This is a genomic window from Bradyrhizobium sp. ma5, from assembly GCF_042258955.1.
Taxonomy (GTDB): Bacteria; Pseudomonadota; Alphaproteobacteria; order Rhizobiales; family Xanthobacteraceae; genus Bradyrhizobium.
The window spans coordinates 1,688,973-1,710,687 of sequence record NZ_CP170156.1; the positions used below are offsets into that span (position 1 = coordinate 1,688,973).

The 21,715-nt window shown below is 63.4% G+C and carries 23 protein-coding genes and 3 pseudogenes; 22 read left to right on the forward strand and 4 right to left on the reverse strand.

Going from position 1 to position 21,715, the window contains the following annotated elements:
* The first annotated feature begins 4 nt into the window (after positions 1-4).
* From ACE103_RS07885 to ACE103_RS07900, 4 genes and pseudogenes are all read left to right on the forward strand, one after another.
* Positions 5-466: a NifX-associated nitrogen fixation protein gene (locus ACE103_RS07885; protein WP_375778969.1), complete on the forward strand. Its 462-nt coding sequence runs from the start codon at positions 5-7 to the stop codon at positions 464-466.
* 8 nt (positions 467-474) lie between these two features.
* Complete coding sequence (locus tag ACE103_RS07890; RefSeq protein WP_375778970.1) at positions 475-675, forward strand: CCE_0567 family metalloprotein; 201 nt, start codon at positions 475-477, stop codon at positions 673-675.
* A gap of 13 nt (positions 676-688) precedes the next feature.
* Positions 689-988, forward strand: a complete 300-nt coding sequence (fdxB, locus tag ACE103_RS07895) for a ferredoxin III, nif-specific (protein ID WP_375778971.1) — start codon at positions 689-691, stop codon at positions 986-988.
* Between the two features lie 227 nt (positions 989-1,215).
* Positions 1,216-1,782 (forward strand): annotated as a pseudogene (locus ACE103_RS07900) (IS6 family transposase); the annotation flags it as partial.
* A gap of 173 nt (positions 1,783-1,955) precedes the next feature.
* On the opposite strand, the gene ACE103_RS07905 reads toward ACE103_RS07900, so the two are convergent.
* A complete protein-coding gene (locus tag ACE103_RS07905) occupies positions 1,956-2,147 on the reverse strand; it encodes a hypothetical protein (RefSeq protein ID WP_375778972.1) in 192 nt (63 codons plus the stop codon).
* Between the two features lie 766 nt (positions 2,148-2,913).
* Here ACE103_RS07905 and ACE103_RS07910 point away from each other — a divergent pair.
* From ACE103_RS07910 to ACE103_RS07950, 9 genes and pseudogenes are all read left to right on the forward strand, one after another.
* Complete coding sequence (locus tag ACE103_RS07910; RefSeq protein WP_375778973.1) at positions 2,914-4,116, forward strand: cytochrome P450; 1,203 nt, start codon at positions 2,914-2,916, stop codon at positions 4,114-4,116.
* A gap of 100 nt (positions 4,117-4,216) precedes the next feature.
* Complete coding sequence (locus ACE103_RS07915) at positions 4,217-5,506, forward strand: cytochrome P450 (RefSeq protein ID WP_375778974.1); 1,290 nt, start codon at positions 4,217-4,219, stop codon at positions 5,504-5,506.
* Position 5,507: 1 nt separating this feature from the next.
* Positions 5,508-5,816: a ferredoxin gene (locus ACE103_RS07920; RefSeq protein ID WP_247803975.1), complete on the forward strand. Its 309-nt coding sequence runs from the start codon at positions 5,508-5,510 to the stop codon at positions 5,814-5,816.
* Entirely contained in the window at positions 5,803-6,648 is an 846-nt protein-coding gene (locus ACE103_RS07925) for an SDR family oxidoreductase (protein WP_375778975.1), read from the forward strand. Before ACE103_RS07920 ends, ACE103_RS07925 begins: the two co-directional genes overlap by 14 nt.
* Positions 6,648-7,991: a cytochrome P450 gene (locus ACE103_RS07930; protein WP_375778976.1), complete on the forward strand. Its 1,344-nt coding sequence runs from the start codon at positions 6,648-6,650 to the stop codon at positions 7,989-7,991. Before ACE103_RS07925 ends, ACE103_RS07930 begins: the two co-directional genes overlap by 1 nt.
* A gap of 154 nt (positions 7,992-8,145) precedes the next feature.
* Positions 8,146-9,144: a polyprenyl synthetase family protein gene (locus tag ACE103_RS07935; protein WP_375781041.1), complete on the forward strand. Its 999-nt coding sequence runs from the start codon at positions 8,146-8,148 to the stop codon at positions 9,142-9,144.
* Positions 9,145-9,439: 295 nt separating this feature from the next.
* On the forward strand, positions 9,440-10,990 hold the full coding sequence (locus ACE103_RS07940; RefSeq protein ID WP_375778977.1) for a hypothetical protein: 1,551 nt from the start codon (positions 9,440-9,442) through the stop codon (positions 10,988-10,990).
* Positions 10,987-11,874 carry a hypothetical protein gene (locus tag ACE103_RS07945; protein WP_375778978.1) on the forward strand — a complete coding sequence of 296 codons (888 nt, stop codon included), beginning with the start codon at positions 10,987-10,989 and terminating at the stop codon, positions 11,872-11,874. The genes ACE103_RS07940 and ACE103_RS07945 overlap by 4 nt, the downstream gene beginning before the upstream one ends.
* A 100-nt stretch (positions 11,875-11,974) precedes the next feature.
* Positions 11,975-12,445, forward strand: a pseudogene (locus ACE103_RS07950) (type 2 isopentenyl-diphosphate Delta-isomerase); the annotation flags it as partial.
* An 86-nt stretch (positions 12,446-12,531) separates the two neighbouring features.
* Here ACE103_RS07950 and ACE103_RS07955 read toward each other — a convergent pair.
* Together ACE103_RS07955 and ACE103_RS07960 are read right to left on the reverse strand one after the other, a co-directional pair.
* Positions 12,532-12,624: pseudogene (locus ACE103_RS07955) on the reverse strand (hypothetical protein); the annotation flags it as partial.
* Positions 12,597-13,238 (reverse strand): transposase, encoded by a 642-nt coding sequence (locus tag ACE103_RS07960; protein ID WP_375778979.1) that lies wholly within the window; start codon positions 13,236-13,238, stop codon positions 12,597-12,599. The gene ACE103_RS07960 and the pseudogene ACE103_RS07955, both read right to left, overlap by 28 nt.
* A 662-nt stretch (positions 13,239-13,900) precedes the next feature.
* Here ACE103_RS07960 and ACE103_RS07965 point away from each other — a divergent pair.
* Both ACE103_RS07965 and ACE103_RS07970 read left to right on the forward strand, forming a co-directional pair.
* Entirely contained in the window at positions 13,901-14,746 is an 846-nt protein-coding gene (locus ACE103_RS07965) for a host specificity protein (RefSeq protein ID WP_375778980.1), read from the forward strand.
* A 635-nt stretch (positions 14,747-15,381) separates the two neighbouring features.
* The gene (locus ACE103_RS07970) at positions 15,382-15,777 is read left to right on the forward strand and encodes a Rieske (2Fe-2S) protein (protein WP_375778981.1); all 396 of its coding nucleotides are present in this window, start codon (positions 15,382-15,384) and stop codon (positions 15,775-15,777) included.
* 9 nt (positions 15,778-15,786) lie between these two features.
* On the opposite strand, the gene ACE103_RS07975 is transcribed toward ACE103_RS07970, so the two are convergent.
* Positions 15,787-16,377 carry a hypothetical protein gene (locus ACE103_RS07975; protein WP_375781042.1) on the reverse strand — a complete coding sequence of 197 codons (591 nt, stop codon included), beginning with the start codon at positions 16,375-16,377 and terminating at the stop codon, positions 15,787-15,789.
* A 276-nt stretch (positions 16,378-16,653) separates the two neighbouring features.
* Between ACE103_RS07975 and ACE103_RS07980 the strand changes: the two genes are divergently transcribed.
* The 7 genes from ACE103_RS07980 (at position 16,654) to ACE103_RS08010 (ending at position 21,700) form a co-directional block, all read left to right on the forward strand.
* Entirely contained in the window at positions 16,654-16,974 is a 321-nt protein-coding gene (locus ACE103_RS07980; protein WP_375778982.1) for a HesB/IscA family protein, read from the forward strand.
* Between the two features lie 20 nt (positions 16,975-16,994).
* Positions 16,995-17,279, forward strand: coding sequence for a NifU family protein (locus ACE103_RS07985; RefSeq protein WP_375778983.1), 285 nt, complete (start codon positions 16,995-16,997; stop codon positions 17,277-17,279).
* Positions 17,276-18,463, forward strand: a complete 1,188-nt coding sequence (gene nifS / locus ACE103_RS07990; RefSeq protein ID WP_375778984.1) for a cysteine desulfurase NifS — start codon at positions 17,276-17,278, stop codon at positions 18,461-18,463. The genes ACE103_RS07985 and nifS overlap by 4 nt, the downstream gene beginning before the upstream one ends.
* 17 nt (positions 18,464-18,480) lie before the next feature.
* Complete coding sequence (gene nifT / locus ACE103_RS07995; protein WP_342709678.1) at positions 18,481-18,705, forward strand: putative nitrogen fixation protein NifT; 225 nt, start codon at positions 18,481-18,483, stop codon at positions 18,703-18,705.
* Positions 18,702-19,565: an SIR2 family protein gene (locus ACE103_RS08000; RefSeq protein WP_375778985.1), complete on the forward strand. Its 864-nt coding sequence runs from the start codon at positions 18,702-18,704 to the stop codon at positions 19,563-19,565. The genes nifT and ACE103_RS08000 overlap by 4 nt, the downstream gene beginning before the upstream one ends.
* 341 nt (positions 19,566-19,906) lie before the next feature.
* Complete coding sequence (gene nifB / locus ACE103_RS08005) at positions 19,907-21,466, forward strand: nitrogenase cofactor biosynthesis protein NifB (protein WP_375778986.1); 1,560 nt, start codon at positions 19,907-19,909, stop codon at positions 21,464-21,466.
* Between the two features lie 9 nt (positions 21,467-21,475).
* Entirely contained in the window at positions 21,476-21,700 is a 225-nt protein-coding gene (locus ACE103_RS08010) for a 4Fe-4S binding protein (RefSeq protein WP_375778987.1), read from the forward strand.
* Positions 21,701-21,715: the final 15 nt, after the last annotated feature.

Sequence of the window (21,715 nt, forward strand, 5' to 3'; positions counted from 1 at the left end):
TGATATGACCGCAGAAGTAGAGCAGGCTAGCGCCGTCAATTTGCCGTTCCTCAGGGAGCTGGTCCAGATTTGTCGCGCCGAGGATACCAACGGCGCCTGGGAGGCCAAGAGCGATCTCCACCTGCTCGAACCCTATATCTTGGACAAGGAGAAGCGCCGCGCATTGCCGATTGTGGGCGATCCTGATCCCGATACGCTGTGGCGGCTGGAGCTGTTCTTCAATGCGGTCGCGCTCTCGATCGAACGCGTCACCGGCGTGATGATCCAGCCGATCCTGAAGATGCATCATGAAGGCTTTGGCCGCATGGTGCTGATCGGAGGCCGGTTGATCGCCGTAAACAAGCAACTGCGCGATGTGCATCGCTTCGGCTTCGATAACCTCGCAAAGCTCGCGCAGGAGGGTGACAAATATGTCAGGGACGGAGTCGACCTGATCCGAAAATTTCCAGACGTGGCGAATTACTGAGGGCACTCATGAGCGATCGTGAAACACTGAAGGCAGAATTGAAGAAGCTGTCGGCCAAAGTGCTACAAGCCAAAATGGATCTGCACGATCTTTCGGAAGAATTGCCCATCAACTGGACCTCGATCATGGCTGTGGCGCAGAAGGCGCACGATGCCTTTGCCGAGCTCGAGCGCAAGAGCCATGATTTGAAGTCGCTGGAAAATACCTAGAAAGGCCCTGCTCATGTCATTTGCAACGCGCGATGGCCGCGACTGGACGCCAGACTATCTGATCTCAATCGATGCCAAGAAGTGCATCGGCTGTGGGCGCTGTTTCAAGGTGTGCGGCCGAGATGTCATGACGTTGAAAGGAATCAACGAGGGAGGCGAACTTGTCGACCTCGACGATGACGAGGACGATGAGATCGAAAAGAAGATCATGGTTCTGAATGATCAGGGCGCCTGCATCGGCTGCGGCGCGTGCGCCAGGGTTTGCCCGGCCAACTGCCAGACGCACGTTTCAGCCACAGCTAAAGCTGCCTGACCGACCAGCCGGGTCCCTCTCGCGGCAGACGCGAAATATGGGAGAGGATAGACCCATTGTTGATCACGTGAACCCGCAATGGAGATTCGGCCCGCGCGCCCTGACGGTCTCGATTTCAAGACGGAGCGAGCGGAGACATTGCGGCTAAGCCTGCTTAATCGGCAAGGCAAGCACATAGCACGGCACTGTTTAACGAATTAGAGCGGCCGCGGGGGTGGACGACGGGCATGCCGACCACTCGGGACCCTCTTTATCGCCGCCATCGCTTACCACCGGAAGTGATCAGCTATGCCGTTTGGTTGTATTTCCGGTTTCCCTCAAGCTTGCGCATGGTCGAGGAAATGCTGGCGGCGCGTGGCATTGGCGTGACCTATGAAACCGTGCGCCAGTGGGGACAAAAAGTTGGCAAGGCGTTCTCCGGTCGGATACGTCAGCGCGCTCCCGCTCGCGGTGACAAATGGCATCTGGACGAAGTCGTTATCTCGATCGTGGGCGAACAACATTGGCTCTGGCGTGCTGTCGACCAGAATGGCTTCGTTCTCGACGTCTTGATCCAGCGCCGAAGAGCGAGCGGATCATGAAGCGTTTCAAATCGTCCCATCAGGCTCAACGGTTTCTATCAGTTCACGATCAGATCGCGAACTTTTTCCACATCCCCTATCCCGGAGCCGTTACTGCCGACTTCCGTCGTGCTTCGCGCGAGCGAGCCTTTGCGACTTGGCGCGAGATCTCCACGACAAGCGCTATCGTCGAATCTCGAACCTTTGAGAAGCGCCTCCTTCAGTTCGGCGGTCGCGAAGCCAGAGTCCTGGCCTATAGGCACCCCGTTCCTAGTAATGCTGCGCGCCCCGCTTCGCGGCGAAGCGCTCAAGCCTGCCGGATGAGGGACTCCCTAGCTCTGCACTTGACGTAACCCTTCGGTCCACTTGACTTGCCCCCGCAAGTGACCAGGTTCGCGCTCGTCGTGCTACGGACCAAGCGGATCCGGATTCAGCTTCAGGAATCTATCGTCTACCTTGACGCCGAAGCCGTCGGGCGTCTTGCCGTCGGGAAAGTTCTCGGCCGCATGCGCCATCCAACACAGCGAGATGTCGGAGAGGCGGGTTTCGTTTTCCGGATAGCTGAGTGGTTTCCGGCGAACCACGCCTGCTGCAGCCAATCCGGATGCTTGAAATATCGCGCAAAGGGCTGCCCCGCACATTTAGCGCGAGAGCAGGCCTTTGTCGGGCACTTGCTGCGCCGGTTGTCGGCATTGAGACTCAATGCCAGAAACCTGACACTACGCGCCGCTACAAAGTGCCTGCTGAGCCTGCGAATTCACTTCGGCACGCGATTTGCTCTGTTCACAGCATCCACCAATCGCAGTGCGATGGTCTTCGGGACGGACACGGCGCGCGTCGCTGTTCGCGTCTGGTCCGTTCCTGCGGTTTGCTCTGGCAATGACTTGGCGCTCGGTTGTGGACCGAGGAAATGCAGGGAGGCGTTGGATGAGATCTAGAAGTTCTTGTTTGGGCGCCACAACAATTGCGCTCGTCGCGAGCGGTGCAACCGAAGCGGCAGACCTTGGGCCAGGAGTGAAACTGCCACCGGCGGTGTGGGACTGGTCCGGAGGCTACATTGGCCGACACGTCGGTGGCGGCTACGGTCGAACCTTCTTCACCAATCCTACGATCGGTCGATCTATGGCGAGGCCGACAGGTTCGATGTCACCCGGTGGCACAGCCCGCACCTGTCGTTCGGCTAGGGGGCGCATTTCTGCCTGGGCGCTGCGCTGGCGCCCCCGCGCTGTTCGTGCGGCTGGAGGATCTGGCGCTGACCATCGCCGCGGAGGACGTCGTCTACACGTCGTCTTTCGTCATTCGCTGCCCGTAGCGCCTGCCGGTCACCTTCCGCCCTTCCATCGCTTTAGAGAGTGAAGTGCCACCATGTCCGTCCAACCCTTGCCGACGCTGCCGATGTGGCGCGTCGATCACATCGAGCCCTCGCCCGAGATGTTGGCGCTACGCGCCAACGGCCCGATCCACCGCGTGCGCTTCCCGTCCGGGCACGAAGGCTGGTGGGTGACAGGCTACGACGAGGCCAAGGCGGTGCTGTCCGACGCGGCGTTCCGGCCCGCGGGAATGCCGCCGGCGGCATTCACCCCGGATTCGGTGATTCTCGGTTCGCCGGGGTGGCTGGTCTCGCACGAGGGGAGCGAGCATGCCCGGTTACGCACGATCGTGGCGCCGGCCTTCAGCGACCACAGGGTGAAGCTGCTCGCGTCGCAGGTCGAGGCGATCGCCGCGCAGTTGTTCGAGACGCTGGCGGCCCAGCCCCAGCCCGCCGACCTGCGGCGCCACCTCTCCTTTCCGCTTCCGGCCATGGTCATCAGCGCGCTGATGGGCGTGCCCTACGAGGACCACGCTTTTTTCGCCGGGCTGTCCGACGAGGTGATGACGCACCAGCATGAAAGCGGCCCGCGCAGCGCGTCGCGCCTGGCTTGGGAAGAACTGCTCACCTACATTCGCGGCAAGATGCGGGACAAGCGCCAGAATCCGGGCGACAACCTGCTGACGGATCTGCTCGCGGCGGTCGACCAGGGCAAGGCGACCGAGGAAGAGGCGATCGGCCTGGCGGCGGGCATGCTGGTGGCGGGGCACGAGAGCACCGTCGCGCAGATCGAATTCGGCCTGCTGGCCATGCTCCGCCATCCGCAACAGCGCGAACGCCTGGTCGCCGATCCATCCCTGGTGGACAGGGCGGTGGAGGAAATTCTGCGCATGTACCCGCCGGGCGCGGGCTGGGACGGCATCATGCGCTATCCAAGGACCGACGTGACCATCGCGGGCGTGCATATTCCCGCGGAGAGCAAGGTGCTGGTCGGCCTGCCGGCGACCTCGTTCGATCCGCGCCATTTCGACGACCCGGAAATCTTCGACATAGGACGCGATGGAAAGCCGCACCTGGCGTTCTCCTACGGGCCGCACCATTGCACCGGCGTGGCGCTGGCCAGGCTCGAACTCAAGGTGGTGTTCGGTTTGATCTTCCAGCGCTTTCCCGCGCTGCGCCTGGCCGTGGCGCCCGAAGAACTGAAGTTGCGCAAGGAGATCATCACTGGCGGGTTCGAGGAGTTCCCGGTGCACTGGTGATGCGCGGACGTCGCCGGGATCGCGATCTTCTCCGCAATTTGCAATTTGCCGATGCGCCTGGCGCGCGCCGGTCAGATCAGCCCGCCAACAGGTAACCAAGATGGACATGCAGGAAACCACGGCAGCATGCCGGGACGCCTTCGCCGAACTGGCGTCGCCAGCGTGCATCCACGACCCGTATCCGTTCATGCGGTGGTTGCGCGAGCACGATCCGGTGCATCGCGCGGCATCGGGCCTCTTTCTGTTGAGCCGCCACGCCGACATCAACTGGGCGCTCAAGGCCACGGGCGATGCGCTTCGGGGACCGGCGCCGGGCGAACTGGCGCGCTATTTCCCGCGTGCGGCGACCAGCCTGTCGCTCAATCTGCTGGCATCCACGCTAGCGATGAAGGATCCACCGACGCATACGCGTCTGCGCCGGCTGATCTCGCGCGATTTCACCATGCACCGGATCGACTACCTGCGGCCGAGCATCGCGCGCATCGTCGCAGCGCGCCTGGACGGCATGGCGCCCGCGCTGGAGCACGGGGAGGCGGTGGACCTGCATCGGGAATTCGCGCTGGCCTTGCCCGTGTTGGTCTTCGCCGAACTGTTCGGCATGCCCCCGGACGACATGTTCGGGCTCGCCGCCGGCATCGGCGCCATTCTGGAAGGCCTGCGCCCGCACGCCAGCGATCCTCAGCTCGCCGCGGCGGATGCGGCCAGCGCCAGGGTGCTGGCCTACTTCGGCGACCTCATACCGCGCAAGCGCACCGATCCCCGCCACGACATCGTGTCGATGCTGGTCGGCGCACACGACGATGATGCCGACACGCTGTCGGATGCGGAGTTGATCGGCATGATGTGGGGCATGCTGCTGGGCGGCTTCGCCACCACTGCTGCGGCCATCGACCATGCGGTCCTGGCGATGCTGGCGTATCCCGAACAGCGGCACTGGCTGCAGAGAGATGCCGTGGGGGTGAAGGCATTCGTCGAAGAAGTCCTGCGCTGCGACGCGCCCGTTATGTTCAGCTCCATTCCGCGTATCGCCCAGCGCGACATCGAACTGGGCGGCGCAGTGATCCCGAAGAACGCGGACGTGCGCGTGCTGGTCGCGGCCGGCAATCGCGACCCGGACGCCTTCGCCGATCCCGACCGCTTCGATCCCGCGCGGTTCTACGGCACCAGTCCTGGCATGTCGACCGACGGGAAGATCATGCTGAGCTTCGGCCACGGCATCCACTTCTGCCTCGGCGCGCAACTGGCCCGGGTGCAGTTGGCCGAGAGCCTGCCGCGGGTCCAGGCGCGCTTCCCCACGCTGGCATTGGCCGAGCAGCCGACCCGGGAGCCTTCCGCGTTCCTTAGGACGTTCCGCGCGCTGCCGGTGCGGCTGCATGCGCAGGGGGGCTGAGATGCGCGTCGTGGTCGACCAGGATCTGTGCGGAACCACCGGGCAGTGCGTGCTGACGCTGCCGGGCACCTTTCGCCAGCGCGAACCGGACGGCGTGGCCGAAGTGTGCGTGGCGACGGTGCCGCAGGCGCTGCACGCCGCCGTGCGGCTCGCGGCCAGCCAGTGCCCGGTCGCCGCCATTCGGGTCATCGAAAGCGACGCTGGCGATGACGAGCGCGCCAGCGCCGACCCTGCGCCCTCTCCGGCGGAGGCCGAGCGGCATGCCGCGAAAGACCAACGCAATCCAGGAGGACACGATGGGACGGTTTGAAGGCAAGGTGGCCGTGGTGACCGGCGCCGGCGCCGGCATCGGCAAGGCATGCGCCCTCGCCATCGCGCGCGAGGGCGGCAGAGTGGTGGTGGTCGACATTGATGGCTCGGCGGCCATCGCCTGCACCGCGCAGATCGCGGCCGAAGCGGGCCACGCCCTGGCCCTGGCCACGGACATCGCCGATGCGCAGGCGGTGGCAGCGCTGTTCGAGACGGCGGAGCGGCACTTCGGTGGGGTCGACCTGCTGGTGAACAACGCGAGCGCCATGCATCTGACCCCGCTCGACCGCGCGATCCTCGACCTGGACCTGGCGGTCTGGGATCAGACCATGGCGACCAATCTGCGCGGCACGCTGCTCTGCTGCCGGCAGGCCATCCCACGGATGATCGCCCGCGGCGGTGGCGCGATCGTCAACATGTCCTCGTGCCAAGGGCTTAGCGCTGACACCGCGCACACGTCCTACGCCGCGTCGAAGGCGGCGATGAACATGCTGTCGGCCTCGCTCGCCACCCAGTACGGTCATGCGCAGATCCGCTGCAACGCGGTTGCGCCGGGTCTCATCATGACCGAGCGTCTCCTCGCCAAGCTGGACGAGGGCATGCAACGGCATCTGCGCCGGCACCAGCTCCTGCCGCGCGTCGGCCGCCCCGAGGACGTGGCCGCGCTGGTGGCGTTCCTGCTCTCCGACGATGCTGCGTTCATCACCGGCCAGGTCCTGTGCATCGACGGCGGCATGCTGGCGCATGTGCCGACATACGCCGACGGTGGCAACAGCCGCGCCGCGCGGCCTGCCGGCGACACCGCCGAAGCGGCCGCGGCGCCGCGCGGCTGATGGATATGCTGCTCAACCCGCTGGACCGTCGGCACCGGCTGCGGAACGACATCCCGGTCGTGCCCGGCGCTTTCCCCCTGATCGGGCATCTTCCCGCCATCGTCTGCGACCTGCCGCGCCTGCTGCAGCGCGCGGAACGGACGCTGGGCAGCTACTTCTGGCTGAATTTCGGCCCTGCCGGACACCAGATGACCTGGATGGATCCGGATGCGTTCGCATTGCTCCGGCACAAGGACGTGTCCTCGGCGCTGATCGAAGAGATGGCGCCCGAATTGCTTGGCGGAACGTTGGTCGCCCAGGACGGCGGCGCGCACCGGCAGGCGCGCGATGCGATCAAGGCGGCGTTCCTGCCCAAGGGGCTGACCGAGGCCGGCATCGGCGATCAGTTCGCGCCCGTCATCTGGGCGCGGGTGCAGGCGTGGCGCGACCGCGGCGACGTAACCATCCTGCGCGAAACCGGCGACCTGACGCTCAAGCTCATCTTCAGCCTCATGGGAATCCCCGCGCAGGACCTGCCGGGATGGCATCGCAGGTACCGGCAACTGCTGCAGTTGATCGTCGCGCCCCGGGTCGACCTGCCCGGACTGCCGTTGCGGCGCGGCCGCGCCGCCCGCAACTGGATCGACGCGCAGTTGCGCCAGTTCGTCCACGACGCGCGCGCGCATGCCGCGCGCACCGGGTTGATCAACGACATGGTGAGCGCCTTCGATCGCAGCGACGATGCGCTCTCCGATGACGTCCTGGTCGCCAATATCCGCTTGCTGCTGCTTGGTGGTCACGACACCACCGCCTCGACGATGGCCTGGATGGTGATCGAGCTGGCGCGGCAGCCTGTGCTGTGGGACGCCCTGGTCGAGGAGGCGCAACGCGTGGGCGCGGTGCCGACCCGGCACGCGGACCTGGCGCAGTGTCCGGTCGCCGAGGCGCTGTTCCGCGAGACGCTGCGCGTGCATCCGGCGACCACGCTCCTGCCGCGTCGCGCGCTGCAGGAATTGCAACTCGGCCAACGGCGCATTCCCGCGGGCACCCATCTGTGCATCCCGCTGGTGCATTTCTCGACCTCGGCGCTGCTGCACGAGGCGCCTGATCAGTTCCGCCTGGCGCGGTGGCTGCAACGCACGGAGCCGATCCGTCCGGTGGACATGCTGCAGTTCGGTACCGGCCCACACGTCTGCATCGGCTACCACTTGGTATGGCTGGAACTGGTGCAGTTCTGCATCGCCTTGGCGCTGACCATGCACAAGGCCGGGGTGCGGCCGCGGTTGCTGAGCGGCGTCGAAAAAGGCCGGCGCTATTACCCGACCGCACATCCGTCCATGACAATCCGCATCGGATTCTCATGAGCTGGCATCGCATGCCCCGTGTGGCGAGGCAGCGGCGCCGGCGACTCGCGGCATTGCTGCACTCGGCGCGCGCGCTCGGTGCGACGCCGGCAACACCGTGGCGGCTCGCCGCTCGCCGTGGCCGTCTCCTGTCAGGTACAAGGACATGAACAACATGCAGACCGGTTCCACGCTACACGACGACCGAACTGGCGTTTCCGCGCTCGGCGGATTGGGCGCGCAGGCGCGCGGCGCAGCCGGCAGGCTGCTGCCGGAGATCTGGATGCAGGACGGCGCAAAGCGGGTCGAACAGGCGCTGGCGCGTCTTCTCTGCGCCGAAGACGACGGTGAGACCGAGCTGATGGCGGCGATGCGCTACGCCACCTTGCATGGCGGGAAGCGCACCCGCGCCTTGCTCTGTCTGGCTGCCGGCGCACTGGCTGACACGCCGGCGCACATGCTCGACGACGTCGGCGCCGCCATCGAGATGATGCACGCCTGTACCCTAGTCCACGACGACCTGCCCGCGATGGACAACGACGTGCTTCGTCGCGGTCTTCCGACCGTGCACGTCAAGTTCGGCGAAGCCACTGCGATCCTGGTCGGCGATGCGCTGCAGGCGCACGCCTTCCTGACCCTGGCGAGCCTGGATGCGCCGGGCGACAACCGTATCGCGCTCGTCCGCGAACTGGCGCAGGCGGTGTCAGCCGAGGGGGCCGCAGGCGGGCAGGCCATGGATCTGTCGCTGGTTGGAAAGCACGTCGAGCTGGACAGGATCGTGGCAATGCACCGGATGAAGAGCGGAGCGCTAGTGCGCGCATCCGTTCGCATGGGCGCGCTATGCGCGATCGCGGAGGATGCCACGCACGCTGGGCTGTACTGTGCGCTCGATCGCTACAGCGCCTGTTTCGGCCTGGCGTTACAGGTGGTCGACGACATTCTCGACGCGACAGCGGATACCGCGACGCTGGGCAAGACCCCCGGCAAAGATGCGGCGGCGCAAAAGCCGACCTGCGCGTCGATCATGGGGCTGCAGGCAGCGCGCCAGTTCGTGCCCGATCTGTTGCGCGACGCCGGGGAGGCCATCGCCCCACTGGGGCCGCGTGCGGAACGGTTGGCGCAGATCCTGCAGCGGGCCAACGCGTATCTGTTCAAGCACGCGCCATGCGCATGAGCGCGCCCGTCCGCGTGGAGTCGCCCCTGTGCCGCTGCGATCGGCCGGCGGCAGCGGTGCATGCTGCACTGTGTCCGAGTCCGCGGCGCCGATCGCAGTGGATGCCCAGCACGGCCGCGGCGCACGCGGCGCGCTGCGCGCAAGCCTCTGCGGCGGACCGGCGCCAGCATCGGGGCGTGTCGCCGCGCCGGAGCAGGGCGGCCGTCCGGCGCTGCCCATGCGTCGGGCCGCGACGGGCCTGCGACGTCTGCCAGATCCTAGTTCTCCTCAACCGTCTGCAGAAAGAACATCCCGCGTGAACGCGCTGTCCGAACAGATCCTTTCCGAATTGCGCCACCTGCTGAGCGAGATGAGCGATGGCGGCAGCGTCGGTCCGTCCGTCTACGACACGGCGCGAACTCTGCAATTCCATGGCAACGTCACCGGTCGGCAGGACGCATACGCGTGGCTCATCGCGCAGCAACAGGCCGATGGCGGATGGGGAAGCGCGGACTTCCCGTTGTTCCGCCATGCGCCCACGTGGGCGGCGTTGCTGGCATTGCAGCGTGCCGATCCTCTTCCCGGCGCCGCCGACGCAGTCCAGGCCGCAACCCGGTTCCTCGAGCACCAGCCCGATCCGTACGTGCATGCGGTGCCGGAAGACGCGCCGATCGGCGCGGAGCTGATCCTGCCGCAGTTTTGCGGCGAGGCCGCATCCTTGCTGGGCGGCGTGGCGTTTCCGCGCCACCCGGCGCTGTTGCCGTTGCGGCAAGCGTGCCTGGTCAAGCTGGGGGCGGTGGCGACGTTGCCGTGCGGCCATCCGTTGCTGCACTCCTGGGAAGCCTGGGGGACGTCGCCGACCACCGCATGCCAGGATGACAACGGCAGCATCGGCATCAGTCCGGCGGCCACCGCCGCGTGGCGTGCGCACGCCGTGACACAGGGGAGCACGCCGCAGGTCCGGCGGGCCGACGCGTATCTGCAGGCGGCATCGCTGGCGACGCACAGCGGCATCGAAGGTGTCGTTCCCAACGTTTGGCCGATCAATGTGTTCGAGCCATGCTGGTCGCTATACACCCTGCATCTGGCCGGGCTGTTCGCGCATCCCGCGCTCGCCGAGGCGGTACGCGCGATCGTCGCGCAGCTCGACGCCCGCCTGGGCGTGCGCGGTCTGGGCCCGGCCTTGCTCTTCGCGGCCGATGCGGACGACACCGCCGTTGCGTTGTGCGTCCTGCGCCTTGCAGGCCGCGACCCGGCGGTCGATGCGTTGCGCCATTTCGAAATCGGCGAGCTGTTCGTCACCTTCCCCGGCGAACGCAATACCTCGGTGTCGACAAACATCCATGCCCTGCATGCGTTGCGACTGTTGGGAAAGCCCGCTGCCGGCACTAGCGCCTACGTCGAGGCAAATCGCAACCCGCACGGTCTATGGGACAACGAAAAATGGCACGTTTCGTGGCTGTATCCCACCGCGCATGCGGTCGCTGCGCTGGCGCAAGGCAAGCCCCAGTGGCGCGACGAGCGCGCGCTGGCGGCGCTGCTGCAGGCGCAGCGTGACGACGGCGGCTGGGGCGCCGGTCGCGCGTCCACATTCGAGGAAACCGCCTATGCGCTGTTCGCGTTGCACGTGATGGACGGGAGCGAAGAGCCGACAGGGCGCCGGCGCATCGCGCAGGCGGTGGCGCGTGCGCTGGAGTGGATGCTCGCCCGCCATGCGGCGCATGCATTGCCGCAGACGCCGCTGTGGATCGGCAAGGAACTGTATTGCCCCACCCGGGTCGTGCGCGTGGCCGAACTCGCCGGGTTGTGGCTGGCACTTCGTTGGGGGCGGCCCGTCCTAGCCAAGGGAGCAGGCGCGGCGCCATGATCCAGACCGAACGCGCGCTGCAGCAGGTGCTGGAGTGGGGGCGTTCCCTGACCGGGTTCGCCGACGAGCATGCCGTGGAAGCGGTCAGGGGCGGCCAGTACATCCTGCAGCGCATCCACCCGAGCCTGCGCGACACCAGCGCCCGCACCGGCCGCAATCCGCAGGACGAAACGCTGATCGTGGCGTTCTATCGCGAACTGGCGCTGCTGTTCTGGCTCGACGATTGCAACGACCTTGGCCTGATCGCGCCGGAGCAGCTCGCGGCGGTGGAGCAGGCGCTGGGGCGGGGCGTGCCGTGCGCGCTCCCCGGATTCGAGGGCTGCGCTGTGCTGCGCGCTTCGCTGGCCGCGCTCGCCTACGATCGTCGCGACTATGCTCAGCTTCTCGACGATACCCGGTTCTACTGCGCGGCGCTGCGCGCCGGACACGCGCAGGCGACAGGGGCGGAACGCTGGTCCTATGCCGAGTACCTGCACAACGGCATCGATTCGATCGCCTACGCGAACGTGTTCTGTTGCCTGTCGTTGCTGTGGGGGCTGGACATGGCGACCTTGCGCGCGCGTCCGGCGTTTCGCCAGGTCCTGCGGCTCATCTCTACGATAGGGCGCCTGCAGAACGATCTGCATGGACACGACACGGACAGGTCGGCCGGCGAGGCCGACAACGCGGCGATCCTGCTGCTGCGGCGCTATCCGGCTATGCCTGTGGTGGAGTTCCTCAACGACGAGCTGGCAGGCCATACGCGTATGCTGCACCGGGTGATGGCGGAAGAACGCTTTCCCTCACCGTGGGGACCGTTGATCGAGGCCATGGCGGCCATCCGCGCGCAGTACTATCAGACCTCGACCTGCCGCTACCGCAGCGACGCTGCGGGGGGAGGCTAGCGCGCGCCGGCCTGAACGCGCGGGAGGCGGCGGCGTGCGCGCGCTGCCGCCGGTCCGATCCGACGCAACGCCGTCGCCCGATGCGACCGATGGAGCGAGCATGAGCGACACCGCCCTGAGCCGGCGCAAGGGACGACCATCTGGACCTCGTGCTGGATCGGCGAACGGCGCAGGTACGGTCGCCGCCGGCTGGGAGTACATCCGGTTCGATCACTGCGCATTGCCCGAGTTGGACCTGACGCAGATCGACCTGCGCGCCTCGCTGCTGGGCAAGACCATGCGCGCGCCGCTGCCGATCAGCTCCATGACCGGCGGCATGCCACGCGCCGAGGCCATCAACCGGCATCTGAGCGGGGCAGCGCAAGCCTTGGGGGTCGCCATTTGCGTCGGTTCGCAGCGCGTGAGTCTGCAATCCCGCAATTCCCAGGGGCTGACGCGCGCGCTGCGCCGCCTGGCTCCAGACATTCCCTTGCTGGCCGATTTCGGCGCCGCACAACTTCGCGAGGCCGACGGCCTGGACCTGGCGCGCCGGGCGGTGGATGCGCTGGAGTCCGATGGACTCATCGTCCATCCGTCCATCTCAATCCGCTGCAGGAACTGCCGCACCAGCGGGTTCAGCCCGAAATAGCTCACCAGCTTCTGCGGGCTGTTGAATCGGCTGATGTCGCCGATCGCCGCCACGATCCCGGCGGCGACCGCCAGATTGACGCCGGTGATTGTCATCAATCTATTGACCGCGGGATCGTCCATTGCGTCCTGCGCGATCTCGCGGTCGAGCAGGGCCAGGTCTTCCGCCAACCGGTCAAGCTCACGGACGTGCCGATCGATCGCTGCGCGTTCATCGTCGGGCAACTGTTGAGCGGCCAACCACGCCCGGCCGCGGCGTTGAAAAGATCGGCATGCGGGCACTTCGGGATCAGGTGCGCGTGCAGGATCGAATGCACCTCGTTCTTGAGCCGCGTGCGATGCCGCACGACCTGGTAGCGCCGCGCCACCAGCCTGCGCTGCCGTTCGGTCTCCGCGTCCGGCGTCCAGATCTGCGGCAGATACCCGGCCGCCTGCAGACTGGCGAGCGTGCCGGCATCGATCTTGTCGGTCTTGACGTGAGCCTGGGCGATCGCCTTCACCTGCAGCGGATTGGCGATAATCACCCGCGCCACGAACGGCGCCAGAACCCGCGACACCGCCATGCTGTTGGCGGTCGCTTCGACCACCACCTCATCACTGGCCAGCAGGCTCTTGCCAAATCCCTCCAGCGCAGTCCGTGTCATATCAATGCGGCCCGCATGTCGAAGCCTGCCGTCTTCCCAAAACACCACCTCCCCGAAGGTTCGCTGGACGTCGATGCCAATCACACGTCGCATTCGCACGTCCTATGACACATGACGGGAGCCGCGGGCGACACGACAACTGCGGAGTCGCGCTCTCGGCGCGACCGGGCGAGTCGCAGAGGCGGCCAGCTACTAACTCGAACTCTCGGCTCATCGTGTGCATCGGCCTGCCCGCACTTCGTGCTCCCGGTGCCTCTGTCCCGAGGGTCGCACCGTACCCACGAGGTAGAACACCGCTGCGGAACGTTGGCGCCGAGACATCTCATACCGGTTACCAATCCGATCGAGCGCCTCTACGGCGAGATCAAGGGGAGGAGCGAGGTCGTCGTGCACGCGCCGCCGGTGCTCGATATACGGGTGCGTAGAGTAATGTGTCTGTTCGGACCTGCGGCGTGTCTCAATAGCGGGAGCGGTCTGATGAGAGGCCGTGGTACGGAGCCTGAGCCGTTCAGCGGCCGGTTCCTTGATGGATCGACCGTCGGCAATATCACGCACTATCGGCCTACAGATTGCAGCTCAATGAACAGCGCATGGATGTGAGGTGCGGGGATAGCCTGGTTATCACGTGGGAGTGCGGATAGATGCTTTGCGTCTGTGCGTCAGGTTATGGTCAGCTAGGCTGCATATCCTCGGTGGCAGAGCTTGCGCGGCACGAGCTCGACAGCGTGCAATTCTGCCGTTAGGAGAGCGATCTGATGTATGGCAGAATCGTTGGCTCATCCAGCCAGTCGACAAGTGCCGGCCAAGCCGATGAATCGGGAGAGGCCGGAGATAGTCCCCGCTTTTCAGAAACAGTTGCGGGCATCGCGTCAAGTGGGGCGTCGCCGGCGCCATATTCTCTCGCATCCGATCCGCCCATTATAGAGATCGATCGATCTTCCTTCATGGAAGGAGTGCGGAGATTTTTGCGCAGTGACATCAGGCACATCGCCAGTCACCCAGAGGAGTACTCGGATTTCGTGTCCGGGAAAGCTGAGCGCGCAGCATTGGTCGCTGGAGGTTACGCCAACACCTACGATGATCCAAATAAGCCGGCCCGATTTTTCAGCTATCAGTTGGGTGACGAAACTGTCGGGCTTCTAAGAGCAGGAGGTCCGGCTCGGATTAAAGGAGAGCATTTTCGGCAACAGTTTGGGCGCAACGATATCACGTCGGTGGTAGACCTCCGGGTTACTCATCCGCTGGTCGAGAACGCGGGCGATATTCTGCTGGAACATCAACTTCGAATGGACGGCGATCATCCGTTGGTCTTGTCACGTCCTGCCTTACCCGGCGTGGAACCCCGTCTGGCGGAAATGGGTTTTGTTCACGTTGGTCGTGATCACTGGGTGCTTGATCCCAACCGGAATCCCGAAGTGTGGACGAAGAACGAGAACAACGAGTGGCAACGAGCAGACAAGCCTACAAAGTACCTTTCCAAAGTCGAGGATGGTGATACCGATACTGATACCGCTACTGAAGCAAGTCTCGGATCGGATTCTTCTGACGATGATCCGTCGTTCCACTTGGAGCGCGCCCTTAGAGGACTGCATATGGAGTAAAGCAACCGCAATTGCGACAGCGGGCAGGAAACGACTGGCGTTTCGCGGTTGCAAGCGCCGGCGCGAAGGTCCTAGCCTTAAGGGGGCGCGCGCTCGCAGCGTGCGCCCCCTTCCGCCTGCCTATCGTTGATCTCGAGAATGGTGACGTTCTCACGCTTGCGGGGCCGTGCAGCTCGAATTCCTCCAGCGAAGGTTGAGTTCGAAATCCAGCCGCAACCGTCCAATCGCAACGGTGCGTCATGACATGAACATGGCACAGAGAGGCGATGTACGCTCGCGTCAATCATGTGCCAAAGTGACGATCACGACAATCCGCGGCGCGAGCTGGCCTATTCGGCGCATGCGGAAAGGGCCTTGTTGTTCTGTAAGCAACCACTGCGCTTAGTTGTCCAGCAGGTGGTCTGAAAAGTTGGTGCGCGAGGGCTGCAGCTGCGCAGGCGGCAGGCGAAGGGCGGCAAGGCTCAATGCTCGTGCGGATTGGTCCCAATCATGCACCTGCGCCAATGATTTGCGCTGCACTGCGAAGCTTGCGCGTTGGATTGCTAGAAAAGCCGAGCCGGTCTTGCGCTCCCACGGTCTTGCATGGTTGATCCCACAGCGACAATGAAGAACGTCTTGCAATGAACGAGCAATGAATGCTGCCAGATGTAATCTATGCGATTTGTGGCTTTAACGACATTCCAAGCCGCCGGGCCACGGGATTCCATCTTGTGGTCGTCGATGACGAAGGCAACCACCGGCCGTGGTCCATCGTTGTACTGCGATGGGGTAAGAAGGTGCTTGGCTATGTCAATAAATGCCCGCACAACAGCGTCAATCTGGACTGGGAACGGAACGAATTCCTGGATCCATACGGTGTCCGGCTGATGTGCGGCAAGCACGGATCGACCTTCGAACTCGGAACGGGGCGGTGCGTCGAAGGTCCATGTAAGGGTCGAGCGCTCACGCCGATCACGTTGACAGTTCAGGATGGAGATATCTGTGTTGTCGGCGTGCGTCTTGTCGAAGACGATGCGTCTCCAAACGAATGAAGCCTGCGCTCAGACCGGCCGGTTTTCGTTGCGATTTTTCACGGGTTCCATCCTCTTCAGCCCGTCTTCGTACGAGATCTCGTCATAGGACAGATTGAGATCCTTTGCCGCATCGAGCAGGTAATCGAGCTTCCCGCCCGCATCGAGCTTTTTGATATCGTCCTTGCTGACCCCGACAAGGTCCATCATCTCCTTCCAAACGGTGGATTCATCGCACGGTAAGATGCGGAAAGTCACATCACCGAGCTTGGTTCGGTATTTCGCCAGCAGATCTATGTTGTTGCAGAACATGAAGTAGCTGCCATTCGGGCTCAAGATACCGTCAAGGACAGCCGCGACGTCAGCCAGATAGGCGAAGGAATGCAGATAGCCGGCCAGCACCGGAATAGTGGGTTCTCCGTCCTGCGCGATCGTCAAAACCTGCTCGATCGAATAGTCCGGCGGTCGTTTCTCGTCCGCGACCTGGGTCTGGAATTTCAGTGCGACATCGCCGCGAAAGCCGAACCGGCCCGGCTTGGTGGTCCCGCCTTTGATTACGGCATTGAGCAGGCGGCCCTCCTTCTCAAGTCTGCCGAGTGCGGTGTTCTCGATTGCAGTCATCAAATTCGTCATCGATCTAAGCTCCTCACCGACGCCATGGCCGGTGCGGGATGCAATGCAAATTGCTTGCCGTCGCATGCGCAGCGGCTTTGGGCGTAGCTCAGAAAGAACAGGCGAAAGTGGGCTGCGATCGCCTCAAGCGGCCTTGTCAGAAGCCCGACACGAGTTCCAAAGTCAACAGGCGCGAATCGAAAAGGTAAGCATCATCAAGCGCCTGCTCGCTGGCACATGACTTGCCCATTGGCAGACAGACCTAGAGCGGATGAGGGATAAGCCATGATTGACCTGACGGATAGCGCAGTGAATGCGATCAAGAGCGCAATATCATCGTCGACGCAGCCGGCAAGCGGCTTGCGCATTATGGTCGAGGCAGGCGGCTGCAACGGGTTCAAATACAGTCTGGGTCTGGCCGAGGAAGCGAAGCCTTACGACACAGTGATCGAGTGCGGCGGTGTGAAGGTGTTTGTCGATGACAAGAGCCGTGAGCATCTGGTCGGCACAACCATCGATTTCGTGATGGCGCTGGAAAGCCCAGGTTTCACCTTTCACAATCCAAACGCCACCTCGAGCTGCTTCTGCGGCAAATCATTCAGCTGATAAAGAGGAGAAATCAAAGCATGCTGGCCAAACCAGAACAACTGAGGCAATTGCCGGCCACCGCGCCCGGCCGAGAGCTACGCATTCGCGCCGTGATCGAGGGGGTGCGCCCCAATCGGCAACGCGACGGTGGCGACTGTCAGCTGATCGGGGTCGATGGCTGCATCGTCAGCCTGATCGGTGCCTGCGCGTTCTGTCAGCGTTTGCGGGAGACGCTGCAAGGCATTCAAGCGCGGCCGGTCAACAGGTTCGGCGAATTCGTCCGCCTGATCCCGGTTGCTGCGGCAGGCAAGGCGCGGGATTGAGCGGGGTTCGAGTGCCGATTTACCTCGACAACAATGCGACAACGCGGACCGATCCATCCGTCGTGCAAGCCATGTTGCCGTTCTTCACCGAGCAATTTGGCAACGCCTCCTCCGCCCATGCCTTTGGCGGCGAGGCCGCAGCCGCGCTGAAGCAGGCGCGGCGTAGCTTGCAGGGTCTGCTGGGGATTGCCTACGATCATGAAGTCGTTTTCACCTCCGGTGGGACCGAGGCTATTAATGCCGCCATCCTCTCTGCGTTTGCGACCCAGGATGGTCGCGACGAGATCGTTACCACTTCGGTTGAGCATTCGGCTGTCCTTGCGCTGGTCGAGCAACTGGCGACGAGAGGCGTCAAGACGCATATCGTACCGGTAGATTCCCGCGGCCGGCTTGACATCGAGGCGTTTCGCTGTGCGCTCGGGCCGCGCACGGCGATTGCCTCCATTATGTGGGCCAACAACGAGACCGGCACTATTTTTCCTGTGGAGTTTCTGGCCGGCTTGACCCGTGAGGCGGGTGCGCTGTTTCACACGGATGCGGTCCAGGCCATGGGCAAGGTGCGCGTCGACCTAAAGGACAGTGCGATCGATATGCTGTCGCTGTCCGCGCACAAACTGCATGGACCCAAGGGGATCGGCGCGCTCTATGTGCGCAAAGGGACAAAGTTCCGGCCGCTGATCTGGGGCGGAGCGCAGGAACGACGGCGCCGCGGCGGAACTGAGAATATTCCCGGCATCGTCGGTCTTGGAAAGGCTGCGGAGCTTGCGGTGGAGCGGCTCGAGCCGGAGCGCGTTCGCATTGGTGCGTTGCGCGACCGCCTGGAGCAGGGGATCTTGCACAATAGCGAGTGTGTTGTGCTTGGCGATGTCAGCAACCGGCTGGCGAACACGGCCAATATTGCCTTCGACCATCTCGATGGCGAAGCAATCGTCCATCATCTTGATCGCGCGGGCATTGCCGTGTCGCTCGGATCAGCCTGCAGCTCCGGCTCAATGGAGCCATCGCATGTTCTGCGCGCCATGCAGGTGCCGCCGTGGAGCTTGCGCGGCGCCGTGCGCTTTTCTCTGTCGCGTGAAACCTCCGTCGCGGAGGTCGATGAGGTCGTGTACGCACTGTCCGACATCGTGGCCCGCCTGCGCGCCACCCCGCGGCAGTCTGCCGGTCTGCCCGGCTATGCGTCATAGTCGAGGGAGTTGAGCTTGTGAAAATCATGATCCGCCGCTCTCCGGATGCAGGCCTGTCGATCTACGTGCCGAAGAAGGATCTCGAAGAGCCGATCGTGGAATCCGAGTACGAGACGCTCTGGGGCGGCTGGATCAAGATAGCTAATGGTTGGGTGCTCGATTTGCCCGAGATGGCGAGCGACACACCATTGCCGATCACAATCAACGCCAAAAAACGGGGCGAGAACGGGGACGACCCGTGAAGGCGCTCCCGCAGATCGATTTTGTCAATGCGACCGATGCAGAGGCCATTCTCGCCGACGTCGCTGCCGGGCTGAGGGCCACCAGCGTTGTTCCCTATCTCGGGCCTGGCCTCGCCGAACTCTCCAGACCCGACGTGCCGACGACACCCGAGGCGTTAGCCGACTTCTTCGCCAGCAGGATTGCGCTGCCGCGGCGGGCCAAGGGCAATGCGTGGGCGTCGGCGCAGCATATCGAGATCAGCAAACATCGTTCCACCGTGACGGCATTGATGGCGCATGCCTTCGCTCCGACGGTCGAGCCGACGCGGTTGCACCATCATCTTGCGTCTCTGTCGCTGCCCGTCATAGTCGACGCATGGTACGATGGCGCGATGCGCGCGGCGCTGGCCAGGCACGATGGATGGGGCGAAGTGCAGGGCATCATCCGCGCCGGCATTGGCGAAAACCGTTGGTATCGCTTTTATGACCCGGTTGGCCAAGAGGTCGACAGTGTCGTGGCCGGCAGCTGGACGACGGTGCTGTATAAGCCACATGGCGGCGTGCAGCCGGCCAAGAACTTCCTGATCTCTGACTCGGACTATGTCGAGGTGCTGACCGAAATCGATATCCAGACACCGATACCTGACATCATCAAGGAAAGGCGGACCGGACAGAGCTTTCTGTTTATCGGTTGTCGTTTCAACGATCAATTGTTGCGTAGCTATGCGCGTCAGATCATCAAACGTTCGGCCGACACGCACTATGCGATCGTTGATCCGGACGCGCTCTCACGCAACGAGCTGTGTTTTCTGCTCGAGCAAGGCCTGACGCCGCTTGCGATTGGGCTCCCTCGCGCGGTGGAGATACTGCTCACCAATTAACGGCGTTGTGAAGCCGGATCGCCCAGCTCATATCGGCCTATTGTGAGAGGCCGCAACCCGCAAAAGGCCATGCAGATGGAGCTGGGTTCCCGCGAGCTTAGCGCGAGAATGAATGCGCCGGACATGGCGCCCGGTGTCAGAAACGCGACGTGCCTGTCGCATTACCGAGATGCGCATCAGTGCTGTTCTTCCATGCGTCAGCGTCGTCTATTTGCGCTAACTCTTTGACGGATGGCTGCAACGCCATCGTCTCCGCCATGGCATGTGAATTGCTACACCTCATCTTGAGGCTCGCTTAGGGGGCCTTGGAGAGGCGATGCTGCCTGCAGGGAGAAATGAAAATGAATGCGGTCGTCGGGCGCAGAGCATATGCCAACGGTGCGGTAGCTCGGGGCGAGATGATGCAGCCTGCCGCCGAGCATAAGGGCTGCCGCACGTCGGCCAACGCCGGCCAGGCGAGCTGCGGCTCACGGGTAGGCCAAGGCGATCTGCCGACCGGGATCTGGGAAAAGGTGAAGAACCATCCCTGCTACAGCGAAGACGCGCATCATCATTACGCCCGCATGCATGTTGCGGTAGCGCCAGCCTGCAACATCCAGTGCAATTACTGCAACCGCAAATACGACTGTGCCAATGAATCACGTCCGGGCGTGGTGAGCGAGAAGCTCACCCCTGAGCAGGCGGTGAGAAAAGTGCTCGCGGTCGCGACCACCATTCCGCAGATGACGGTGCTTGGCATCGCCGGTCCGGGCGATCCCTTGGCCAATCCAGAAAAGACGTTCAGGACGTTCGACCTGGTCGCCAAGGCGGCTCCCGACATCAAGCTATGTCTGTCGACCAACGGACTGGTGCTGCCGGACCATATTGACACCATCGTAAAGTCTAAAATCGAGCACGTCACCATCACCATCAACATGATCGATCCCGAAATCGGCGCAAAGATCTATCCGTGGATCTTCTTCAACCACAAGCGCTACGTCGGCATCGACGCGGCGAGGATACTCGCCGATCGTCAGCTGCAAGGTCTCGAGATGCTTAGCGAGCGGGGTATCCTGTGCAAGGTCAACTCGGTGATGATCCCACAGATCAACGACCATCACCTGGTCGAGGTCAACAAGGCGGTGAAGTCGCGCGGCGCCTTCCTTCACAATATCATGCCGCTAATCTCTGCGCCCGAGTATGGCACAGTATTCGGCCTCAACGGTCAGTGGGGCCCGACGGCTCAGCAATTGAAGGTGCTGCAAGATGCTTGTGAAGGGGAGATAGCGATGATGCGGCATTGCCGTCAGTGCCGCGCCGATGCTGTTGGTCTGCTCGGAGAGGATCGTAGCGCAGAGTTCACCACCGGCCAGGTCATGAAAATGGACGTCAAATATGACCTCGAGATGCGCAAAGCTTATCAAGACAGGGTGGAGGATGAGCGTGCCGCCAAAGTCACGGCCAACCAAGACGGGCTTGCGAAATTCGCCGGCGAGATGAGCGAGGTCACGCTTCTGGTCGCAGTCGCAACCAAAGGCTCCGGGCTGATCAACGAGCACTTTGGGCATGCAAAGGAATTTCAGGTCTACGAGCTTTCCACATCCGGCGCCAAATTCGTCGGCCACCGTCGCGTGGATGTCTATTGCCAAGGCGGTCGGGGCGAGGAGGATAGGCTTTCGACCATCATCCGTGGTATCTATGATTGCCATGCGGTGTTCGTAGCCAAGATCGGCGGCTGCCCGAAAAGCAATCTGATCAAGGCTGGAATCGAGCCGGTCGACCAATATGCGCATGAGTACATCGAGAAATCGGCGATCGCTTGGTTCAGGTCTTATCTTGACAGGGTGAAAAGCGGCGAGATCCAGCACGCCAAGCGCGGCGACGCCGCGATACGCCAGGGGGCACTGATCTCGGCGGCGTAAGGGGGTTATGTGCCATTCAAGATCATTGCCTCGCAATGTACGAGCTGCTCAGCCTGCGAACCCTTATGCCCGAATGTTGCAATCTCGGAGAAGGCGGGGAGCTTCGTTATTGAACCGGCGAAATGCAACGAATGCACCGGCTATTTCGAGGAGCCGCAATGTCTCGCAGCCTGTCCGGTCGACGGTACCTGCGTCATTGACACGTCCTGGCCTTGTTACCAGGCGCAAGCCTAAAGAATGAGACCCATG